The sequence below is a fragment of the Mycobacterium kiyosense genome (assembly GCA_021654635.1).
Classification (GTDB): Bacteria; Actinomycetota; Actinomycetes; order Mycobacteriales; family Mycobacteriaceae; genus Mycobacterium; species Mycobacterium kiyosense.
Map to the genome: position 1 here is coordinate 3,086,721 of AP025179.1, position 18,985 is coordinate 3,105,705.

Annotated in this window: 14 protein-coding genes and 2 pseudogenes; 5 read left to right on the forward strand and 11 right to left on the reverse strand. The window is 66.7% G+C overall.

The window, feature by feature from the left end; all coding sequences use genetic code 11:
• Positions 1–2 precede the first annotated feature (2 nt).
• From L6444_RS14625 to L6444_RS14645, 5 genes are all read right to left on the reverse strand, one after another.
• A complete protein-coding gene (locus L6444_RS14625; protein WP_236983653.1) occupies positions 3–905 on the reverse strand; it encodes an ESX secretion-associated protein EspG in 903 nt (300 codons plus the stop codon).
• A 143-nt stretch (positions 906–1,048) separates the two neighbouring features.
• On the reverse strand, positions 1,049–1,333 hold the full coding sequence (locus L6444_RS14630; RefSeq protein ID WP_083111340.1) for a WXG100 family type VII secretion target: 285 nt from the start codon (positions 1,331–1,333) through the stop codon (positions 1,049–1,051).
• A 50-nt stretch (positions 1,334–1,383) separates the two neighbouring features.
• Positions 1,384–1,680: a WXG100 family type VII secretion target gene (locus L6444_RS14635; protein ID WP_180913534.1), complete on the reverse strand. Its 297-nt coding sequence runs from the start codon at positions 1,678–1,680 to the stop codon at positions 1,384–1,386.
• Between the two features lie 316 nt (positions 1,681–1,996).
• A complete protein-coding gene (locus tag L6444_RS14640) occupies positions 1,997–2,296 on the reverse strand; it encodes a PE family protein (RefSeq protein ID WP_236983655.1) in 300 nt (99 codons plus the stop codon).
• A 302-nt stretch (positions 2,297–2,598) separates the two neighbouring features.
• The gene (locus L6444_RS14645) at positions 2,599–2,895 is read right to left on the reverse strand and encodes a DUF732 domain-containing protein (protein ID WP_236983657.1); all 297 of its coding nucleotides are present in this window, start codon (positions 2,893–2,895) and stop codon (positions 2,599–2,601) included.
• Between the two features lie 361 nt (positions 2,896–3,256).
• Here L6444_RS14645 and pstS point away from each other — a divergent pair, with 361 nt between their 5' ends.
• Both pstS and L6444_RS14655 read left to right on the forward strand, forming a co-directional pair.
• Positions 3,257–4,366: a phosphate ABC transporter substrate-binding protein PstS gene (gene pstS, locus L6444_RS14650; RefSeq protein ID WP_236983659.1), complete on the forward strand. Its 1,110-nt coding sequence runs from the start codon at positions 3,257–3,259 to the stop codon at positions 4,364–4,366.
• Between the two features lie 51 nt (positions 4,367–4,417).
• Positions 4,418–5,461, forward strand: a complete 1,044-nt coding sequence (locus L6444_RS14655) for a class I SAM-dependent methyltransferase (RefSeq protein ID WP_236983661.1) — start codon at positions 4,418–4,420, stop codon at positions 5,459–5,461.
• Here the strand turns inward: L6444_RS14655 and L6444_RS14660 are convergent.
• The 4 genes and pseudogenes from L6444_RS14660 to L6444_RS14675 all read right to left on the reverse strand — a co-directional run bounded on the left by L6444_RS14660 (position 5,458) and on the right by L6444_RS14675 (position 8,606).
• Positions 5,458–5,778 carry a DUF732 domain-containing protein gene (locus tag L6444_RS14660; protein WP_236983663.1) on the reverse strand — a complete coding sequence of 107 codons (321 nt, stop codon included), beginning with the start codon at positions 5,776–5,778 and terminating at the stop codon, positions 5,458–5,460. The genes L6444_RS14655 and L6444_RS14660 overlap by 4 nt on opposite strands.
• A gap of 49 nt (positions 5,779–5,827) precedes the next feature.
• Positions 5,828–7,016, reverse strand: a pseudogene (locus L6444_RS14665) (PPE family protein).
• Positions 7,017–7,026: 10 nt separating this feature from the next.
• Positions 7,027–7,326, reverse strand: coding sequence for a PE family protein (locus L6444_RS14670; protein WP_236983665.1), 300 nt, complete (start codon positions 7,324–7,326; stop codon positions 7,027–7,029).
• 50 nt (positions 7,327–7,376) lie between these two features.
• Positions 7,377–8,606 (reverse strand): PPE family protein, encoded by a 1,230-nt coding sequence (locus tag L6444_RS14675; protein WP_289624806.1) that lies wholly within the window; start codon positions 8,604–8,606, stop codon positions 7,377–7,379.
• 544 nt (positions 8,607–9,150) lie between these two features.
• Between L6444_RS14675 and L6444_RS14680 the strand changes: the two genes are divergently transcribed.
• Positions 9,151–10,326 carry a cytochrome P450 gene (locus L6444_RS14680; protein ID WP_236983667.1) on the forward strand — a complete coding sequence of 392 codons (1,176 nt, stop codon included), beginning with the start codon at positions 9,151–9,153 and terminating at the stop codon, positions 10,324–10,326.
• Positions 10,327–10,360: 34 nt separating this feature from the next.
• Here the strand turns inward: L6444_RS14680 and eccCa are convergent.
• Both eccCa and eccB read right to left on the reverse strand, forming a co-directional pair.
• Positions 10,361–14,532 (reverse strand): annotated as a pseudogene (gene eccCa, locus L6444_RS14685) (type VII secretion protein EccCa).
• The gene (gene eccB, locus L6444_RS14690) at positions 14,529–16,055 is read right to left on the reverse strand and encodes a type VII secretion protein EccB (RefSeq protein ID WP_236983669.1); all 1,527 of its coding nucleotides are present in this window, start codon (positions 16,053–16,055) and stop codon (positions 14,529–14,531) included. The pseudogene eccCa and the gene eccB overlap by 4 nt, the downstream one beginning before the upstream one ends.
• A 320-nt stretch (positions 16,056–16,375) precedes the next feature.
• On the opposite strand from eccB, the gene malQ reads away from it, so the two are divergent.
• Together malQ and L6444_RS14700 are read left to right on the forward strand one after the other, a co-directional pair.
• A complete protein-coding gene (gene malQ / locus L6444_RS14695) occupies positions 16,376–18,523 on the forward strand; it encodes a 4-alpha-glucanotransferase (protein ID WP_236983671.1) in 2,148 nt (715 codons plus the stop codon).
• Positions 18,520–18,981 carry a nuclear transport factor 2 family protein gene (locus tag L6444_RS14700; protein ID WP_236983673.1) on the forward strand — a complete coding sequence of 154 codons (462 nt, stop codon included), beginning with the start codon at positions 18,520–18,522 and terminating at the stop codon, positions 18,979–18,981. The genes malQ and L6444_RS14700 overlap by 4 nt, the downstream gene beginning before the upstream one ends.
• Positions 18,982–18,985 lie beyond the last annotated feature (4 nt).

Sequence of the window (18,985 nt, forward strand, 5' to 3'; positions counted from 1 at the left end):
TGTTAAACCCTGCTGTGCGATTTCCATTCGCCGTACGGCAGGGTGTCCAAAACGGTCTTCACTCCCACCTGGACCAGTTGCGGCGTGGCCGGGCAGATAGCTAGCCACGCTTCACCCGATCCGGCCGTGCGCGCCTGCTGATACAACGCGATACGTCCGCCGGATCCGTCTTTCAGGGAGAGCACCGACGCGCTCGGCCCCTTGGCGTCGTCGCGGTACTGGCGCGCGTAGACGGCGACCTCGGCCGCGGGGTCGGACAAGGCCTGCCCCAGCGCGGCCACGGTGGAGGCACTGATGCCCATGCGGCGCAGGTCGCCGCCGGAGAAGACGTTGAATCCGGATTCCTGCCAGGACTTGGTGGCCTCGAGCATTTCCTCCAGCGGCACGTTGACCGCGTTGATCGCCGCCGGGTCGGCGTGGTGGATCGATTCGAGGCCGTCGAGCACCAGCGACGCGATCGAGGCGCTGTCGGAGACGACGACGTCGTCGACGGTGATGTCGTTGCCAACCCGGACCGCCGAGACCCAGTGCTGTGCCCGCCGGGCCAGCACCACCCGGAATTCGTTGTCGGGGATGTCGCGCGACCCGGGCGGCTGGTTCTCGTCTTCGACGATGCCGTACAGCAATTTGCCGCGGGACAACAGCGCGATCACCTCGAGGTCGGGCGCGGCGAGCACCTTCATGCGGGCGGCGACGTGTTCGTTGACCTCGTCGCCCACGACGATGCCCTGCTCACGCATCACGGCCATGCCCGGGTGCTCGTTGAGCCAGTCGTTGTTGTCGGTGGACACGTAGGGCCGGCACCGCAGCTCGGGCGCAACGTGCCGGATATCCAGCAGCGCCTGAAGCATCCAGAAGCCATCGACGTTGACGGTGATGTCAGTGCGGGTGCTCTGTTGATCCATCCCTACTCAGTGCCCCTTCTCGTTCCTCGGTGGTCTTATTGTGCGACCTCCGTTGTATTACCGGTGGTACTTCCAGTTGACTGCAGGACACGGCAGCACACCGTCTTGCTTGGTGTGCTGCCGCGCCCGCAGGTTTCGGTTATCTAGGCCCAGCTGGAGCCGACGGCGCTGTCGGTCTGCGCCATGTTGCTGCCGGCGGACTGAACCTTCTGGCCGTGAGCGTTGGCCTGCTCGTAGATCACCTGGAAGTTGCGACCCAACTGGGTGATGAACTCCTGGCAAGCCACCGAACCGGCGCCGCCCCAGAAGTCACCGGCAGCCAGCACATCGCGAACGATGGCCTGGTGCTCGGCCTCCAGGTTGGCGGCCTGCGCGCGGATGAGCGCACCGTGGGCGTCGACATCCCCGAACTGGTAATTGATGGTCATTCTGATGTTCTCCTAACGTTTGAAAGATTACGCAGCTAGGGCGTGAGTGGCTAGCTGCTGAGGATCTGCTGGGAGGCCTGCTCTTGCTGCTCGTAGTTGTTGGCGTCCCGGATCAGTCCGTCGCGAACGCCGTGCAGCATGTTGACGATGTTGCGGAAGGCCTGGTTCATCTGGGTCATGGTGTCCATCGAGGTGGCCTCGGCCAGACCACTCCAGCCGGCGCCGGAAATGTTCTGCGAGGACGCCATCATCCGGCGCGCCTCGTCCTCGACGGTCTGAGCGTGAGTCTCGAAACGGCCTGCCATCGCCCGCATCGAGTGCGGGTCGGTCATGAAGCGTGTAGCCACTTGCTGTCTCCTTGATTAATTCAGTGGTTTGTTGAATGTGTAACAACGCGATGGCCGATCAGCGCCACACGGATGTAACCGCCGACCGGGAAAACTACGGAGAACCCCCTTTTCCGTCAGCCGGCGGCCACCGGGCTGCGTCACGGCCGGAAAGGTGTCGAACCCGAACCCCGTTGTTCGCGTTGACGGCGTATGCAGGTGATCCGCAGTGAGGGCCTCCGACCAAGCCACTCGACTCCGGAATCACCGCCCAGCGAAACGACGCTGTCGGACCTGAGTCCGAAGCTGACCCGTTTCGCAACATCTGCCAGATCGGTCAGCCGGCTGCGGCTGCGTTGGCGGCTTCGGTAGCCGCGTACGAACCCGAACTGGTGGTCAGGGTGTTCACGAACATCTCGTGAATCGCAGCCGCCTGCGCACTGACGGCCTGGTACATCTGCGCGTGCGCCGCGAACTGCGCCGCGGTCAGCGCCGACACCTCGTCGGCGGCAGCGGGAACCACTCCGGTGGTGGGCGCCGCGGCGGCGGCGTTCTGGGCACTCATGGTGGTGCCGATGCCCTGCAAATTCCCGGCCGCAGCGGCCAGCGCCTCTGGCTGTGTGGACACGAACGACATGCTGTTTCCTCCCTCAAATCATCCCAGCACGCTCTCTCGCAAGAGAGTAGAGGACTGCGCGGCGCGAGGTCGCCCCCAACGCTGCATAGTCGGGATTTGTTCACTCGACGGCAATATGAAAACGTCCGTTGTAACGACACAGTAACAGCGCCCGACCAACTTCGGCATCGATCAACCGAGGCACGTTGCGCAATGCCCCGGACGGCGTCCCCGCAGCCTGCCAGATGGTGGGGTTGACGTGCACTTTTGCCTCTTGGAATCGAGCCGCCGGAAAAGAATCTCGCAGTTGGAAAGTCGCCTTTTTAGGACGAACCCAATTTCTCCTTGTGACGCGGGCAATACGCATCGATGGCGGCGCCGACGAAGTATCCGGAGTGATACGCGGGCATGCTGCTGCTGTTGAGCACATCGGTGGCCACGTCGTTGGGCGACATTCCGTTGTCGAGTTTCACGCACACGAAGTGGCCCGCTTCGATGGCGTGTGCGTTCGAGATGTGGTCGGTGATGCCTTCCGAGCGCAGCTGTGCCAGAAATCTGTCGTCGACGGAGTCAGCGTGCGCGACGGGGACCGTGTGAGCGCCGAGCAATGCCAGGAACATCACGACGACCCTAAGCGGGCGCAAAGACATTTCGGAGACTCCAGAGATAGACGACATGCTGACGACAGCCCAGCGGACCGCGTCCGTGTGAGTGAGCTGTCAACCACCGATTTTCTCCGGTAGTGAGCCGCAGTTCCAGCGGGACGGGCAGCTGCTGTACATGTGCTGTTTACCCACCGTCCACTTCGCGGCAGGTTGGCACCCTCGAATCCCTCAGATTCCATTCACCCTTGCGATTCCTGGATGTCATGGCTCGTTAATTCTCCGTGCACCACAGTTGAAATATGGTTCAACCGGGCTGACCGGCACCGAACTGCAGTGACGATATGGGCGGCCAGTCGACTGAATTCGAGGAACTGAATTGAACCTGAGAAGCTTTGGCGCCTGGGTGGCTGTGGCGTTGTCACCGCTGGTGATCTGCGGGTGCGGGAGTGACCACAAGGCGAGCGCGCCCAGCGCATCGAGTAATGCACCCGCGGTCGGCGTCGACTGCGGCGGGCGCAAGGCACTCAAAGCCAGCGGTTCCACGGCCCAGGTCAATGCGATGACTCGGTTCGTGAAGGCCTACGAACAGGCCTGCAGCGACAAGACGCTGGACTACACGGCCAACGGATCGGGCGCCGGCATCCGCGAGTTCATCGGCGGCCAAACCGATTTCGCCGGATCCGACTCGCCGCTGACCCCGGACGAATACAACTCCGCACGGCCACGCTGCGGCTCCGACGCGTGGAACCTGCCGGTGGTGTTCGGGCCGGTGGCCATCACCTACAACGTCAGCGGCCTCACCTCGTTGTCGCTGGACGGCCCGACGGCGGCCAAAATCTTCAACGGAACCATCAGCCAGTGGAACGATCCTGCTATCGCGGCGCTGAACCCGGGCGTGACGCTGCCCGCGCAGCGAATTCACGTGGTGTTCCGTAGCGACGAGTCGGGCACGTCGGACAACTTCCAGCGCTACCTCGACACGGCCTCGGACGGCGCCTGGGGCAAGGGCGCCGGCAAGACGTTCCTGGGTGGTGTCGGCGAGGGCGCCATGGGCAACGACGGCACCTCGGCCGCCGTCAAACGCACCGAAGGGGCGATCAGCTACAACGAATGGTCGTTCGCTCAGGCGTACCAGCTCGGCATGGCCAAGATCGTCACATCGGCCGGCCCGAACCCGGTGGCAATCAGCGCGGACTCGGTGGCCAAGACCATCGCCGCGGCCGGGATCGTCAACAAGAACAACGACCTGGTCCTGGACACGATCTCGTTCTACCGGCCCAGCCAGCCCGACTCCTACCCCATCGTGCTGGCGACCTACGAGGTGGTGTGCTCGAAGTATCCCGACCATGAGGTCGCCGCGGCGGTAAAAGCCTTCCTGCAGAGCACAATCGGCGTGGGCCAGAACGGTTTGGCCGACCACGGGTACGTTCCCATTCCGGACGCGTTCAAGCAGCGGCTGTCCACCGCGGTGAACGCCATCTCGTAATCCCGGACGGTAGAAGTGGTTTCGCCGCATCTGGTCGGGTAGAAGGGTCTCATGGAGGATCCGCCCGAGCGCTCGTTCGATCCGGCGGTGCTGCGCGCAGCCATGACGCGACGGTTGCATCGCCGGTCGGTCGCCGCCGGCCAGATCAGCGTGCCGGCAGTTCCAGCGTTGATCGACGAGTACGTGCAGATGTGCAACAACATCTTCGCGAGCGTGGGCGCGCAGCAGACGGAAGAAGAAGCCGCACAACTGCGGACCATGCTGCAGACCGAGCTGGACCGCGCCTTCAGCGCTTCGCAGCGGTCCAACATCGTCATCTCGTACCACGCCCCGTTCGGGATCGGTATGAACTATCGGGTGACGGCCGAATGGCTTACGGTCGCAGGCGATTACGACACCTGGGTCGGCTCACGCGAAGGTCCGCTGTTCGGGGCTGAAGCCGACGCGCGGGTATCGGAGCTGGCTCGGCGGGCAACCGATCCGGCGGCCTTCCCGGTGCTCGATGTGGGGGCGGGCACCGGCCGCAACTCGCTCGCCCTGGCCCGGCGCGGTCACCCGGTGGATGCGGTGGAGATGACCCCGAAGTTCGCCGAGATCATTCGCGCCGAAGCCGAGCGGGCTGCGCTGAACGTACACGTCATCGAGAGCGACGCTTTCGACACCATGGATGGCGTCCGCACCGACTATCAGCTGATCGTGGTCTCCGAGGTGGTGCCCGAGTTCCGGACCACCGATGAGCTTCGGGGCGTTCTCGAGCTGGCTGCCGATTGCCTGGCCCCCGGCGGGCATCTGGTGTTCAACGCGTTTCTGCCGCGCCCGGGTTACGTTCCCGACGACGCCGCTGTGCAGCTCGGACAGCAATGCAACACCATGATTTTCACTCGCGACGAGATGGCGAGCGCGGTTACCGGGCTGCCGCTGCAGCTGGTGTCCGACGACTCTGCCGCCGAGTACGAGAAAAACCATCTGCCCGCAGGCGCTTGGCCGCCCACCGGTTGGTTCGCGGGTTGGGCGAACGGCCTCGACCTCTTCGACGTCGCGCCGCAGGAGTCACCGATCGAGTTGCGTTGGCTCGTCTACCGCAAAGGCGGTTAGTTTTTGGCCTCTGGCGGGTCGAACTGCGGGCAATAAACCTCGATGGCGGCCCCCACGAAGTAGCCGGAGTGATAGGCCGGCATGGAGCTGCTGTTCAACACGTCGGCGGCCACCTCGGTCGGCGTCATCCCCTGCTCCAGTTTCGTGCAGACCATGTGGCCCGCCTCCACGGCGTGGCTGGGCGATATGTGATCGCTGATGCCCTCGTTCTGCAGCAACGTGAGGAACTTGTTGTCCAGTGAGTCGGCATGAGCGGTGGCAGCCGTGCTCAATGAACCGAGCAGGACGGCAGCCACGACGAGCATGCGGGCGGTCAATGTTGGCTCCTGGTTTGGCGGTCGCGTGCAGTGTTGATGTCGGGGACGCTCAGCCGGCCGACATGGGACGGGGCATGACCGTCGGTTTGAATCCGTACCGGGGACCGGCGCCGACGCCGCGTCCATTCCCGGCCCCGAAGACGGGCATGCCGCTGAGCACATTGCCGTTGCCGCCCGCGGACGCGCCCGTGACGATGGGTTCGCTGACCATCTGCACAGCCGGACGCACCGTCGGCGCCGCCGACGCCCCCGGCCACGAGGCCGGCACCGCCAGGTGACCGATGTGGGCGCCGTTGCCCAGGCCGGCCGCCAGGTGGCGTCGGGACGGCCGCCGCGGCCGGTGCCGCGCTGGTCAGCAGGCCTGCCGACTTGGCGATCTGCACACCGGAGTTGCCCATACCGACGCTGAAGTACGGCAGACCTTCGGTGTTGTAGAAGAAGCTGGCGTAGGGCTGGAGGCCGTTGAGGAAGTTGCCCAAGCTCGTCGGCAGAGTTGTCTGCCCGGTCAGCAGGAACCAGAGCTCGGTGAGGATCGGGTTGCTGGTTCCGATCGAGTTCACCAGCGAAGTCGTGCTGGCCGGGGTTCCGAGCGCTCCGAGCTGGGCGGTGACCTGGTTGAAGAAGCTTTGCAGACTCTCCTGGATCGACGCTGCCGGCGCAGCCTGAGCCGCGGCGACAGCCGTGGCCTGGCTGGCGGCCCCGCCCGGGTTCACGATCGTCGGGGCCTCGGTGAACGTCGTGAGCTTGCTCGCGGCCTGCGACGCCGTGGCGTAGTTGAGCATGGTCGCGGAGTTCTGCGCCCACATGTCCGCGTATTGGGCTTCGAGCTGAGCGATCACCCCGTTGTTCAGACCCAGCAGGTTGGTCTGCACAGCCTGGGCCAACGCGGCCCGATTGGCCGCGACGAGCGGCGGCGGCACGATCGAGGCGAATGCCGTCTCGAAGGCGGCCGCGACCGCCTGGGATTGGGCGGCGGCGCTCTCAGCTGAGGACGCGGTGGTGGTCAGCCAGGACACGTAGGGCAGCGCGGCCTGCACCATCGTCGACGAGGCCGGCCCCAGCCATTCTTCGCCGGCCAGCTGGTCGAGCACTGCCTCGTAACCCTGCGCGGTCGAGGTGAGCTCGGTGGCCAGCGCGTTCCACGCCGAGGCCGCTGCCACGAACGACGACGCACCCGGGCCGGAATACATCAGCGCCGAGGTGACCTCCGGCGGTAGCAAGCTGAAATCCGTTGCCATGTCTTGACTCCTAACCGGCCGCGGCCGCGTTGGCCGCCTCGGTCGCCGCGTAGGACCCCGAGCTGACGCCCAGGGTGTTGACGAACAATTCGTGTATTGCCTGAGCTTGGGCGCTGACGGCCTGATACATCTGGGCATGCGCGGCGAACTGCGCCGCGGTCAGTGCCGACACCTCGTCGGCGGCGGCCGGAACGACTCCTGTGGTGGGCGCGGCGGCCGCGGCGTTCTGTGAACTCATCGCGGCGCCGATCCCCTGCAGGGTACCGGCGGCGGCCGACAGCGCTTCCGGTTGCGTCGTCACATAGGACATCCGATTTCTCCTCAACTAGTTTCTGGCACTCGGGTTTCGGGTCGCGAGACTTAACCTGCGGACGGTGGCCGGGTGACCACGCTGTAGCGGAATCCGTAGCGTACGCCCATGTTTCCGGCTCGCTGGGCGTTGCGCGAGCCAAGCGGGATGCCGGCGCCGGAGTTCACCGCGCCGGCGGGGCCGGCCTCGGCCGGTGTGGCCGTGAAGTTGGCGCTGACCACCTTCGCGCCGGACCCTGCGGCGGTACCCGCATTGTTGGTCCAACTCACCGGCACCGACAGGCCACCGATCTTGCCCGAGGACGCGACGCTCGCCGACAGTCCGGCGCCCGGGTGGAAGTGCCAGCCGCCGGCGCCCAGGGCTGCGAACTGGGGTGTCGGATACCAGGCACCACTGGCACCGGCTGTGGTTCCCAGACCGTTGTACAACTGCTGCTCGATCTGCGTTCCGAACGCCGCCAGGCCCACCCCGAAATAGGCCTGCAGCGCTCTGACCACCGCGGTGTAGTTGGCGGGGGTCAGACCGGTGTAGTTGTTCAACGGCGTCGGAAGGCCATAAGTCAGGAAGTTCTGAATGGTGTTCCAGACGAAGTTCGGTTCGATGGCCGCAGCCGGTGACGCGGCGAGTTGCTGCAGCGCCTGCGGTACCGCGGCGGAGGACACCAGCTGCGTTGCGGTGGTCTGCACCGCGTCGGCGGCGGGCGTAGCGGTGGCCTGACTGACCGCAGCGGCTTGGCCGGGCACCGCGTCCGGCGTCGTCGTGTTGGGCGGTTCGACAAAACTCGCCAACTCGGTTGCGCTCGCCGACGACGCCGCGTACTCGTACATCGCGGCCGCATCCTGCGCCCACATCTCGATGTACTGCGCTTCGGTCGCGGCGATCGCCGGGGTGTTCTGCCCGAAGAAGTTGGTCGCGACCAGCGTCATCAGCAACACCCGGTTGGCCGCGATCACCGGCGGCGGCACCGTCATGGTGAACGCCGTGTCGTATGCGGCCGCGGCCGCGCGGGCCTGGTTTCCGGTCTCCTCGGCCTGCACCGCTGCCGCGCTGAGCCAGCCGACATACGGCACGACCGCCGAGATCATTGCCTGCGAAGCCGGCCCCAGCCACGGCGAGCTGGTCAGCTCCGTGATCACCGAGTTGTATCCGGAAGCGGCCGAGCTCAATTCGGCCGCGACCCCGTCCCAGGCCGAAGCCGCCGCGATCATCGGAGCAGACCCGGGACCGCTGTACATCCGTCCCGAATTTATCTCGGGCGGCAACGCGCCGAAGTCAAACACCAACCCCTCCTCAACCGCCACGCGTGTCGGTCTTGGCTGTTCTTATCTCGCGCTCGTATGCAGCCACGTTGCTGCGGGAAATCGTGGAGTGTTGCGCCGCCCCTGCCGCGTAGCAGATCGTCCGTCGCGCGTATTGGACGATCGTCGTCGGCCATTTATCACGGTTTCGTCCGTTGCTAACACGTCCGGCCTCGCACTCATACGAGACTCTAATCGGCGCACGGGGCTCTCGACGCCGACGATGCCAACTATTCATTCCCCGCAAACTTCTGTTAAGACGCCGTTAAATTCGATGTTCGGCGCGGGCGAATTCACCTGCAAAAACGCGGCCGCCCGGTCCGCGAGGTGGCGCAGGGTCGCTCTCGGTCGCCAACGGTGGCGAGGGCATAACCGGGACGAACCTTCGTGCGTGTCCCTGCGACCACCTCGACGCGGTTCGGATCTACCCGGCGAACCGTAGACTGACCGCGCCGGGACGCCGACTCCGGCGGCGATCGCGGACACCGACCCGAACGGGCAGTCGCAAAAGAAAGATTCCCACCGAATGACTAATCCGGGCTACGGCCAAACCAGCGGATTCTATTTGCCCCGGCTGGAGTATTCGGCGTTGCCGTTCACCGAGGACCGAGGCGTCGGATGGAAGACACTACGGGACGCCGGCCCAGTTGTTTTCATGAACGGTTACTACTATCTGACCCGGCGTGAGGATGTGCTTGCCGCACTGCGCAATCCGAAAGTCTTCTCGTCGACGGTATTGCAGCCCCCCGGTAACCCGATGCCGGTGCTCCCACTCGCCTTCGACCCACCGCAGCACACTCGATACCGGAAAATTCTGCAGCCGTATTTCAGCCCGTACGGGCTGAGCAAGTCCCGGCCGGTGCTGGTACGGCACGCGGTCGAGATGATCGACGAGATCGCCGCCCGGGGTGGCTGCGAAGTGATGGCCGAGTTCGCCCGGCTGTACCCCTTCCAAGTGTTTCTCGACCTGTACGGACTGCCGCTGCAGGATCGTGACCGCTTGATCGGCTGGAAAGACGTGATCATCGGCGACAAGCCCAACCTGACCCCGGCCGAACTCGCCGAGGGCCAGGTCGCGCTGTTCGAATACCTCCAGCAAGCGGTGCTGCAGCGCCGGCAGCACCCGGGTTCGGACCTGATGTCACGGGTGATGACCGGCCCCGACGCATTCTCCGACCTCGAGGTGCTCGGCATGACTCACCTGCTGATCCTGGCCGGCCTGGATACCGTGACGGCGATCATCGGCTTCTGCCTGTTCGAACTGGCCCGCCGCCCCGCGCTCCGAGCCCAGCTACGTGACGACCCCAGACAGATCAGGGTGTTCATCGAAGAAATCATCAGATTGGAACCGCCGGCGCCGGTGGCGCCCCGGATCGTCACCGAGTTCGTGAACGTGGGCGGCATGACCCTGCCGCCGGGATCTCAGGTGCGGTTGTGCATGGCCGCGGTCAACCGCGACGGCGCTGACGCGTGGTCGACCGACGAGCTGGTGATGGACGGAAAAGTGCACCGGCACTGGGGATTCGGTGGTGGACCGCACCGCTGCCTGGGGTCGCACCTGGCGCGGATGGAACTGACCGTGGTCATCGCCGAATGGCTGCACCGGATTCCCGACTTCGACCTGCCCTCGGGCTACACGCCCGAAATCAATTTCCCGTCGAAGTCTTTCGCGCTCAAGGCGTTGCCGCTGCGCTGGGCTTGATCGAGGAGCAAACCCGGCGCAGTCCGGCACCCGCCTACTTGCGCACCTCGGTGGCGGCGACCTGTACGAACACGCCGGTGTCCTCGGCCATCAGCAGACCACGGCCGCGGGGCAGCGGACCGCCCTTCATCTTGCCGCGGATGAAGCCCTCGTCGGGGTCCGCGTCCATCACCAGCAGCGGCGCATTCGCCTGGTGCAGGGCCCGCAGCATCGGGTCGCTGCCCGCCGACGACCAACCCCCGAAGCTTCGGGTGACGATCACGTGCAGACCGACGTCGGCGGCCCGGTTCACAAACGGAACCGCCTTGTGCAACGGCGAGTCGAAGCCCGGCGGCAACTGCTGGATGTCGTCGACGATCAGGAAGATCTCCGGACCGCTCCACCACGACCTGGACAGCAGCTCCTCCGCGGACAACCCCGGCGGTGGCTCGCGGCCCGCGAGCGTCGCCGCCAACTCCCCCATCATCGCCACGACGCCGTCGAGGTTGTAGGCGAACTTCTCCACGTAATCCGAGCCCAGCGTGGTCAGCAGCTGGCGACGCGGGTCGACCAGCCACACCTGCGCGGACCGCCGTCCGGCCGGCGGCGGTGGCGCACTGCTGGCACCGGGCGCGTACAGCCGCCCGATCTCGGACATGATGGTGGCCAGCGTCGTGGTACGCCCACACTCGCGGCGGCCGGTGATCATCAGGTGCGAGTTCTCGGCGAAGTTGAGGTAGACCGGCTGCAGGTCCAATTCCGAGATGGCCCAAGCGATTCCGCCCGCGCCGACGCCCTGACGGGTGTCCCGCGCGGCCAGTTCGCGCACCTGCTCCACACCGAACCGCGCCGGCAGCCTGCGCACCGGCGGGGCGGCCGCAGTGGTGAGCCGGCTGACCGCCGCGACAACGCTGTCACTCTCGAAGACGTTGTTCGCGGTGTTGGCCAGCGCGGGCCGCGCCACCAGGGTGTGCAGGCCCGCCTGTGGGTCGCTGTCCAACCGCACGTAGTTGACCGCCACCATGCCGCGGCCCGGTTTGACCGGGACGTCCTTGGCGAAGCGGGACCGCACCAGCTTGGCGTCCTCCACCGCGGCCAGCCGCAGCTCGACGCGGGAACCGAAACCGCTGCGCACCGGTGGCCGGAGCTCCGATTCGCGGTCGGCGGTGACCACCACGTGCACACCGAAGGACGGACCCTGGTTGATGATCATGTTGACCTGGTCGATCAACACCTCGTTCTCTTCGGCCAGGGCGCGGTAGTTGTCGATGACCAGGTAGACGTCGCCGAACCCGTCGTTGGGGACCGGGCCCGCCTCGCCGCCGAACTTGCGGCGCCGGAACATCTCCATCGAGGCGATGCCGTACTCGAGGAAGCTGCGCTTGCGCTCGCGCACCAGCGCCAGCAGCTCGGCCACCGTGCGGCGCACGCCGTACGGATCGGTGGGACCGGCCACCTCACCCACGTGCGGCAACTGCGCGATCGTGGTCAGGGCGGTGCTGCTGTAGGCCAGGCAGTAGAACTGCACCTGCTCGGGTGTGTGGGTCAACGCCGCCGAACAGATCAGCGTCTGCAACGCCGTCGTCTTGCCGGAACCGCCGGCACCCAGGATCAGCACGTTGGAGCCGGGGCCGGAGGTGTCGACCGTCCACGGCGGCTGGTCGTGCTTGAACGGACGGTCGATGATCCCGATCGGGAACACCAGGTTGCGGGCCGAACCGTAGTCCTTGTGCCAGGGATGACCGAGGAAGCGGTTGACCAGTTCGTCGATGGCGATCGGCTGGGTCAGCGGCGGCTGCCACAACCGGTAGGGCTCGAAGTTGATCTTGCGCAGCTGGTCGATGATCACCGTACCGACCTTGGGCGTGCGGATCGCCTCTTCTTCCTCGTCGGGCTCCTCGCCCACCGGTGCCAGCAGCTCGCCGTTGGTGAAACCGGCCGGCGGCTCCACGGTGGGACCGCCGACACTGACCTCCATGGGTGTGAACGAGTTGGTGAACAGCTGCGGGCGCACGTAGTCGATGTTGTGCACCAGCACCGGCGCTTCGTCGCCGTCGACGCTGGTCAGCCGGAAGTAGTCGCGCCACAGGAACTCGGCCTGGAATCGGATGATGTCCTCGAGGCTCTTGCGGAAGTAGCCCAGACCTGCCTGGGCGGGCAGGTTCACGGCGTTGGGCACACCGGCGGCCTGGGCGGCACCCGCGGTACGCGCCTTCAGCACCAGCCGGTAACCCATGTTCTCCATGAGCTTTTCCGCGCGACTCTCGATGGTCTGCGAGGCCATCATCAGGTGGATCCAGTAGGCACGTCCCTGCCGGCCGATCGAGTCGAGCACGTCGACCGCGGTCGGCATGATCCGGAACCACTCGTAGAACTCGTCGATGACCACCACGAGCATGGGCAGCGGCGCCATGTCCTGGCCGCGTGCCCGCATCCGGGCCCGCACCGAGTTGTATTCCTTGGCATCGTCGACACCGGCGCTGTCGCAGATCGCCTTGCGGCGCGCGATCTCGCCCCACAGCGCGCGTCCAGGAAGCGCTCCATCAACGCCTGGTCTTCTTCGAGGTCGGTGATGATGCGCGACACGTGCGGCACTCCGGCGAACGGCTTGACGGCCGATCCACCCTTGAGGTCGGCCAGCACGAACTGCAGCTCCTCGGGGGGGTGACCCAGCATCAGCGACTCGATCACGGTTCGCACCAGTGTCGACTTACCGGAACCGGTCGTTCCGGACATGACGCCGTGCGGGCCGTCGCCGCCCTCGTCCAGCGATTTCATGTCCAGGAACAACAGCTCGCCGTTGTCGGACCGATTGCCGAACGGCACCCGCAGCCGCGAACGGCCCATGGTGTCGGTGCGGCTGCCCCACAGGTCGTCGAAGTCGATCGACGCCGGATCGTCGATCCCGTAGTAGGACAAGATGTCTCGGGCGCCGATGTGGGCCACCCGCTGGCCGATCTCTTCGTACGCCTCGGCCAGCCGCCACTGGGCGAGCTTCTGCGCGAACTCTTCGGCTTCGGCGGCGCTCATCTGGTCGGTGAGCGCGAAGAACCAGGCCTTGTCGTCGATCACCATCCAGGTGTCGCGGTCGCGGGGCAGTGCCTCGATGACGCCGATCTCGTCGAACTGCAGCTTGCGCTCGGGCACTGCGGTCCACATCGACGAACCGGTGAGGTCGAAGAACGTGACGCCGTCGACCCCCTCCGCGCTGATCACGTATTCCCACTGCGGGTCGTCGACGTCGGCGATGATCACGTGGTGCGGGGTCGGGGTCTGCGCCGACGAGCTGGCGTGCCGCGGCGTGAAGGAGCCGCGCCCGGCGAACAGTTCGGCCTGCTCGGCGGCGAACTCGCGAACCGAGCTGTAAACCATGCGCGCATTGCCCGCGGCGTCGTGCCGGCGCGAGTCACCGAAGTGCGGCAGCCACTTGACCCAGTCCCACTCCTCCAGGTCGGAGCTGACGATGATGAACTGCATGTGGTCGGGGCCGTGCGAGAAGGTCAGCTGACAGATGATCGAGCGCATCAGCCCCAGCACCTGCTCGCGGTCCCCGACCAGCGCGTACCACGGTTCGACCAGTACCGAGATCATCTTGGGCAGGTTGTAGACGACGCTCTGGTAACGCCCGAACTCCTGCAGCGCCTTGCCGGTGACCGGCTCCAGCTCGATGTCGGTGGGCATGTTCTGTGGCTCACCCCAGGTCACCTCGGGGCGCGTCATGCCGACGCCGACCCGGACCACCCCGAAGTTGAGGTCTTTGCCGTCGGGCTTGCGTTCCCACATCCGGGACGATCCGACGGCCGCCGACAACGTGTTGGGCGCCGGGTGGTACCAGCGGTAGTTGGCGTCCATGCTGTCGGCGGACTCCTGCGCGGTCTCCCGCAGCATGTCCAGCATCAGCATGAACTGGGCGCGCATCGCGTCCAGCTTGGGTCGGCTCATCTGCTGCGCCCCGCCGCCGAACCGGCCGCCGAACATCATCATCATCATGCCGCCGACCATGAAGATCGGGAAGATCGAGCCGACACCGCCGAACACGTGCGAGCCGCTGGCGAACGTCATGGCGACCATGCCGCCGAGCAGGCCGATCACCACGACGCCGATGACGATCATGTACCACGGCTTGCCCTCCGGGGGCGGAATGCTCAGTGGTGTGGGTAGGACGATGTTCTCCGGCTTGATTACCGGCGGCTTTTCCGGCGTAGGCCGTGCAAAACCACGTTTCACTTGGGTACCACCAACTCTGCAGGGGTCATGTCCATCGGGAGTGTGTCGTGTTCGACCAGCGCGTCAGCCCGCGACAACGTCGGGCCCTGGGGCAGCAGCCGCAGCGCCACCCACGGCGCCAGGCTCGGTTGCGAGCTCAGTCCCAGCGCTTCTCGGACTTCCTTGGTGTCGTCGACGCCGAACCTGGCCCCCGCATTGGTCAGCCACCACAGTGATTCGGTGGTCTGAGCGCCGGGGTTGTTGCCGGTGACGGCCACGAAGTTCGCGTAGTTGGGGCCGAAGTAGATCTGGTCGGCCTGGTGACCGGTCGGGTCGGCCTTAACCAGGTTGACGACGTGGTTCATCTCGCTGGATTTGATCGGCAGGGTCGGCCCGGACACCACCTGGATGCGGGCGCGGCTCTCGCCGGCGGTCCGCTCCCACCACCAGCAGGTGGACGGGTTCTCGCGGATGTCCAGCACGTTCAGCGGGTCGTTCGGGTAGGCCGACAGGTCCAGCCGGTTGACCACCGGCATCTTGGCCAGGGCGGACGGCTCGACGGTCACCGGCTTGGTGTTGCCCGGTCGTCCGGCGTTCTGCAGGATCTGGGCCACCAACGGCGGCAGGGTCTGTACTCCGTCCACCAAAACCAGCGAATACTGTTGCGGCCCACTGATTTGCGGGGTGACCAGGATGGTGCCGACGGGGCCGGGCGCACCGGGGAAGGTGGCCGGGGCCCCGGCGTTGGGCACCTCGGGGACCAGCAGTTCGGGTCCGACCGGCAGGGCGTCGTACAGCGCGTGGCTCATCGGCTTCGCCTGACTGACCTGCTCGGGGGTCAGGCCCAGCGGCAACAGCACCGACCGGTCGGTGGCGTCGATCCTCGACCGGCGACCCTCGCGGATCACCCAGGCACTGCCGCCGTAGTTGAGCACCACGGCATCCGATCCGCTCAGGACGCGGCGATGACCGCTCATGTCGGGAGTTCCGTCGATGACGGTGACCGTCACGCCTCCCAGGGACGGCATGCCTGTCGCGGACGTGCCGCCGACGGTGTCACAGACCAGCCAGGATGACTCCGGCGGACTCTTGGGAGCGAATTCCGAGGGTGCGCCCGGGATCCCGACCAGCGGTCCGTGCGGCATCTTGGCGATCTGGCTGCCCCGGACCAGGTGCGGGTTGTCGGGGCGCCCGGTGATCAATCGCGCCGACGCCAGGTTCAGCGCCGGGTAGAGCCGGTCGCCCACCTTGACGTACAGCGCGCCCGAGTCGCGATCGGCGATGATCGGCGCGTCGTTGATCTGGCCGGCGGGGCTGATGAACGAGTACAGCAGGGCACCCAGGCAGATCACCAGCGCTGCCGAAACCGAAGCGACGACGGCCAGCGTCTGGCGCCGGCCCGGTTCGATCTCCATCCGGACCCGCCAACGGGTCAACGCCATCGCGGTGCGGCGCGCCAGGAATTGGTAACCCGTTACCTGGGTCCGCGTCGACAACCCGAGGCCGTAACCCGACCCCCGCTGTCCGCGGCTATGTTCAGCCACGTTCGATCACCTTCCGGTTGTGTCAAAACGCCTGGATTTGAAGCCCCTCCGGGTACATCGATAACCGTAGGGCACCCGCAGCGGCCTCGCCAGGCGTCAGCGCCCGCGCGGCATTCCCACGGTTCCATCGTGTCTTCCCTGGGCATGGTAACCGGCTACGACCGTCTCGGCGCGCTAAGTCACAGACTCCCTTGATCGACCACTTGAGCTGCGGTTAGCGCCTCTGCACCGGGGGTTGCACGGCCGGCGGACCGGATTGCGGCTGTTTTGTGAGACCCCGCGCTCTCCCAATCGGCACGGCTGCACGCAAGATTGGCGTCATGACTGAGCTCGCGCCTTCCCTCGTCGAACTCGCCCGGCGCTTCGGCATCGCCACCGGTTACCAGGATTGGACGGGCCGGCACGTGCTCGTTTCCGAGGCCACCCTGGTTGCGGTGCTCGGCGCGCTCGGCGTCGCAGCGGACACCGAGCAGCACCGCAATGCCGCGCTGGTCGCCGAGCGCCGCTCCTACTGGCAACGGCCCATGCCGCCGACCATCGTCGCGCGTGCGGGGGCGCAGACCCGGTTCTGGGTGCATGTGACGCACGGCGCTCCCGCCGAAGTGTGGCTGCAGTTCGAGGACGGCACCGAGCGCCGCGGCCCGGACAGCGGAATCGTCCAGGTCGACAACTTCACGCCGCCGTTCGATCTGGACGGGCGCTGGATCGGCGAGGCCAGCTTTGTGTTGCCCGCTGACCTGCCGCTGGGCTACCACCGGGTGCACCTGCGTTCGGACGACTACCAGACCAGCACCGCCCTGATCGTGACGCCGGATTGGCTGGGGCTGCCGGAGCGGCTCGGCGGCCGGCGCGCCTGGGGGCTGGCCACCCAGCTGTACAGCGTGCGGTCCAGGCAGTCCTGGGGTGTCGGTGACCTCACCGACCTGGCCGATCTCGCGCTGTGGTCGGCGTCGCGGCACGGTGCCGACTACGTGCTGGTCAACCCCATGCACGCGGCGGCGCCGACGGCGCCGATGGAACCGTCGCCGTACCTGCCGACCTCGCGGCGCTTCGTCAACCCGCTCTACCTGCGGGTGGAAGCCGTCACCGAACTCGCCGACCTGCCCAAGCGCGGCAGGGTGCGCCTGCTGCGGGCCCGGGTGCAGCACGGCGCCGAACGGATCGACAGCATCGACCGGGACAGTGCCTGGACCGCCAAACGGGAGGCACTGGAGCTGTTGCACCGGGTGCCACGCTCGGCGGGCCGCGAACTGTCCTACGCCGCATTCCGCGCCCGGGAGGGTCGCGACCTCGACGACTTCGCGACCTGGTGCGCGCTGGCCGAGAAGTACGGTGCCGACTGGCATCGCTGGCCGGAGTCGTTGCAGCATCCAACTGCCGCGGGGATCGCGAAGTTCGTCAAGAAGAACAGCGACTCGGTCGATTTCCACCGGTGGCTGCAGTGGCAACTGGACGAACAGCTCGCCGCGGCGCAGTCGCAGGCGGTGCGGGCCGGCATGGCGCTGGGGATCATGCACGACCTGGCGGTGGGTGTGCATCCCAACGGCGCCGACGCGTGGGCGTTACAGGACGTGCTGGCGCTGGGCGTCACCGCGGGTGCGCCCCCCGACGAGTTCAACCAGCTGGGTCAGGACTGGTCGCAGCCGCCGTGGCGGCCGGACCGCCTCGACGAGTCGGAGTACCGGCCGTTTCGGTCGTTGATCCGCGCGGTGCTCCGCCACGCCGGCGGGGTACGCATCGACCACATCATCGGGCTGTTCCGGCTGTGGTGGATCCCCGACGGCGCGCCGCCCACCGACGGCACCTACATCCGCTATGACCACGAGGCGATGATCGGCATCGTCGCGCTGGAAGCGCAGCGGGCCGGGGCGGTCGTCGTCGGTGAGGATCTGGGCACCGTCGAGCCATGGGTGCGTGACTACTTATTACTGCGCGGAGTGCTGGGCACGTCGATCCTGTGGTTCGAGCAGGACGACTCCGGCCAGGGCGGGCCGCTGCCCGCCGAACGGTGGCGGGAGTACTGCTTGTCCTCGGTCACCACCCATGACCTGCCGCCGACGGCCGGCTACCTGGCCGGCGAGCATGTGCGGCTGCGGGAATCCCTGGGCCTGCTGACCCGGCCGGTGGCGGCTGAGCTGGAGTTCGCCGCCGCCGAGCGGGCGGCGTGGCTGGCCGAGTTGCGCCGCACCGGGCTGCTCGCGGACGGTGAGGACCGGCCCGAGCAGGTGATACTGGCGCTGTACCGGTACCTGGGGCGCACCCCGTCGCGGTTGCTGGGGGTCGCGCTCACCGATGCGGTCGGTGATCGGCGAACCCAGAACCAGCCCGGCACCACCGACGAATACCCGAACTGGCGGGTACCGCTGAGCGGGCCGGATGGTCGGCCGATGCTGCTGGAGGACGTGTTCACCGACGAGCGGGCGGCAACTCTGCTGGACGCGGTCCGGGCGTCGGCGGGGCCGGCGTGACGGTACCTCGCGCCGACCTCAGCGACTTGGTGCATCGTTACGCGGCCTATCTCGATGATCGTCAATTCGATTCAGCGGCAACACTTTTCACTGTAGAAGCAACTTTGACGGTACCGGACCCGCCGGCTTCGCTGAAGCCGGTCCGGGCGCACCACGGACGGCAGGCGATCACGGCCGCCGTGGCGGCGGTGACCGAGGTGACCCGCACCGAGCACGCGATCGTCGGCGAGGTCTACGGCGCCGGCGCACGGGAGGGGTGCGCCGTGGGTCGCGTCACGTGCATCGCCCACCATTGGACTCAGCGCCCGGACGGGGTTTCCGATCTGGTCTGGCACCTGCGTTACGACGACCAGTACGAACTGGGCGAGGACGGTTGGCGAATCAGCGTGCGGGCCTTGACGATCAACGCCATCGAGACCCGGTCGGCCCGCCGGTTGCTGCCGCGCGAGCCCGGCTAGCGCG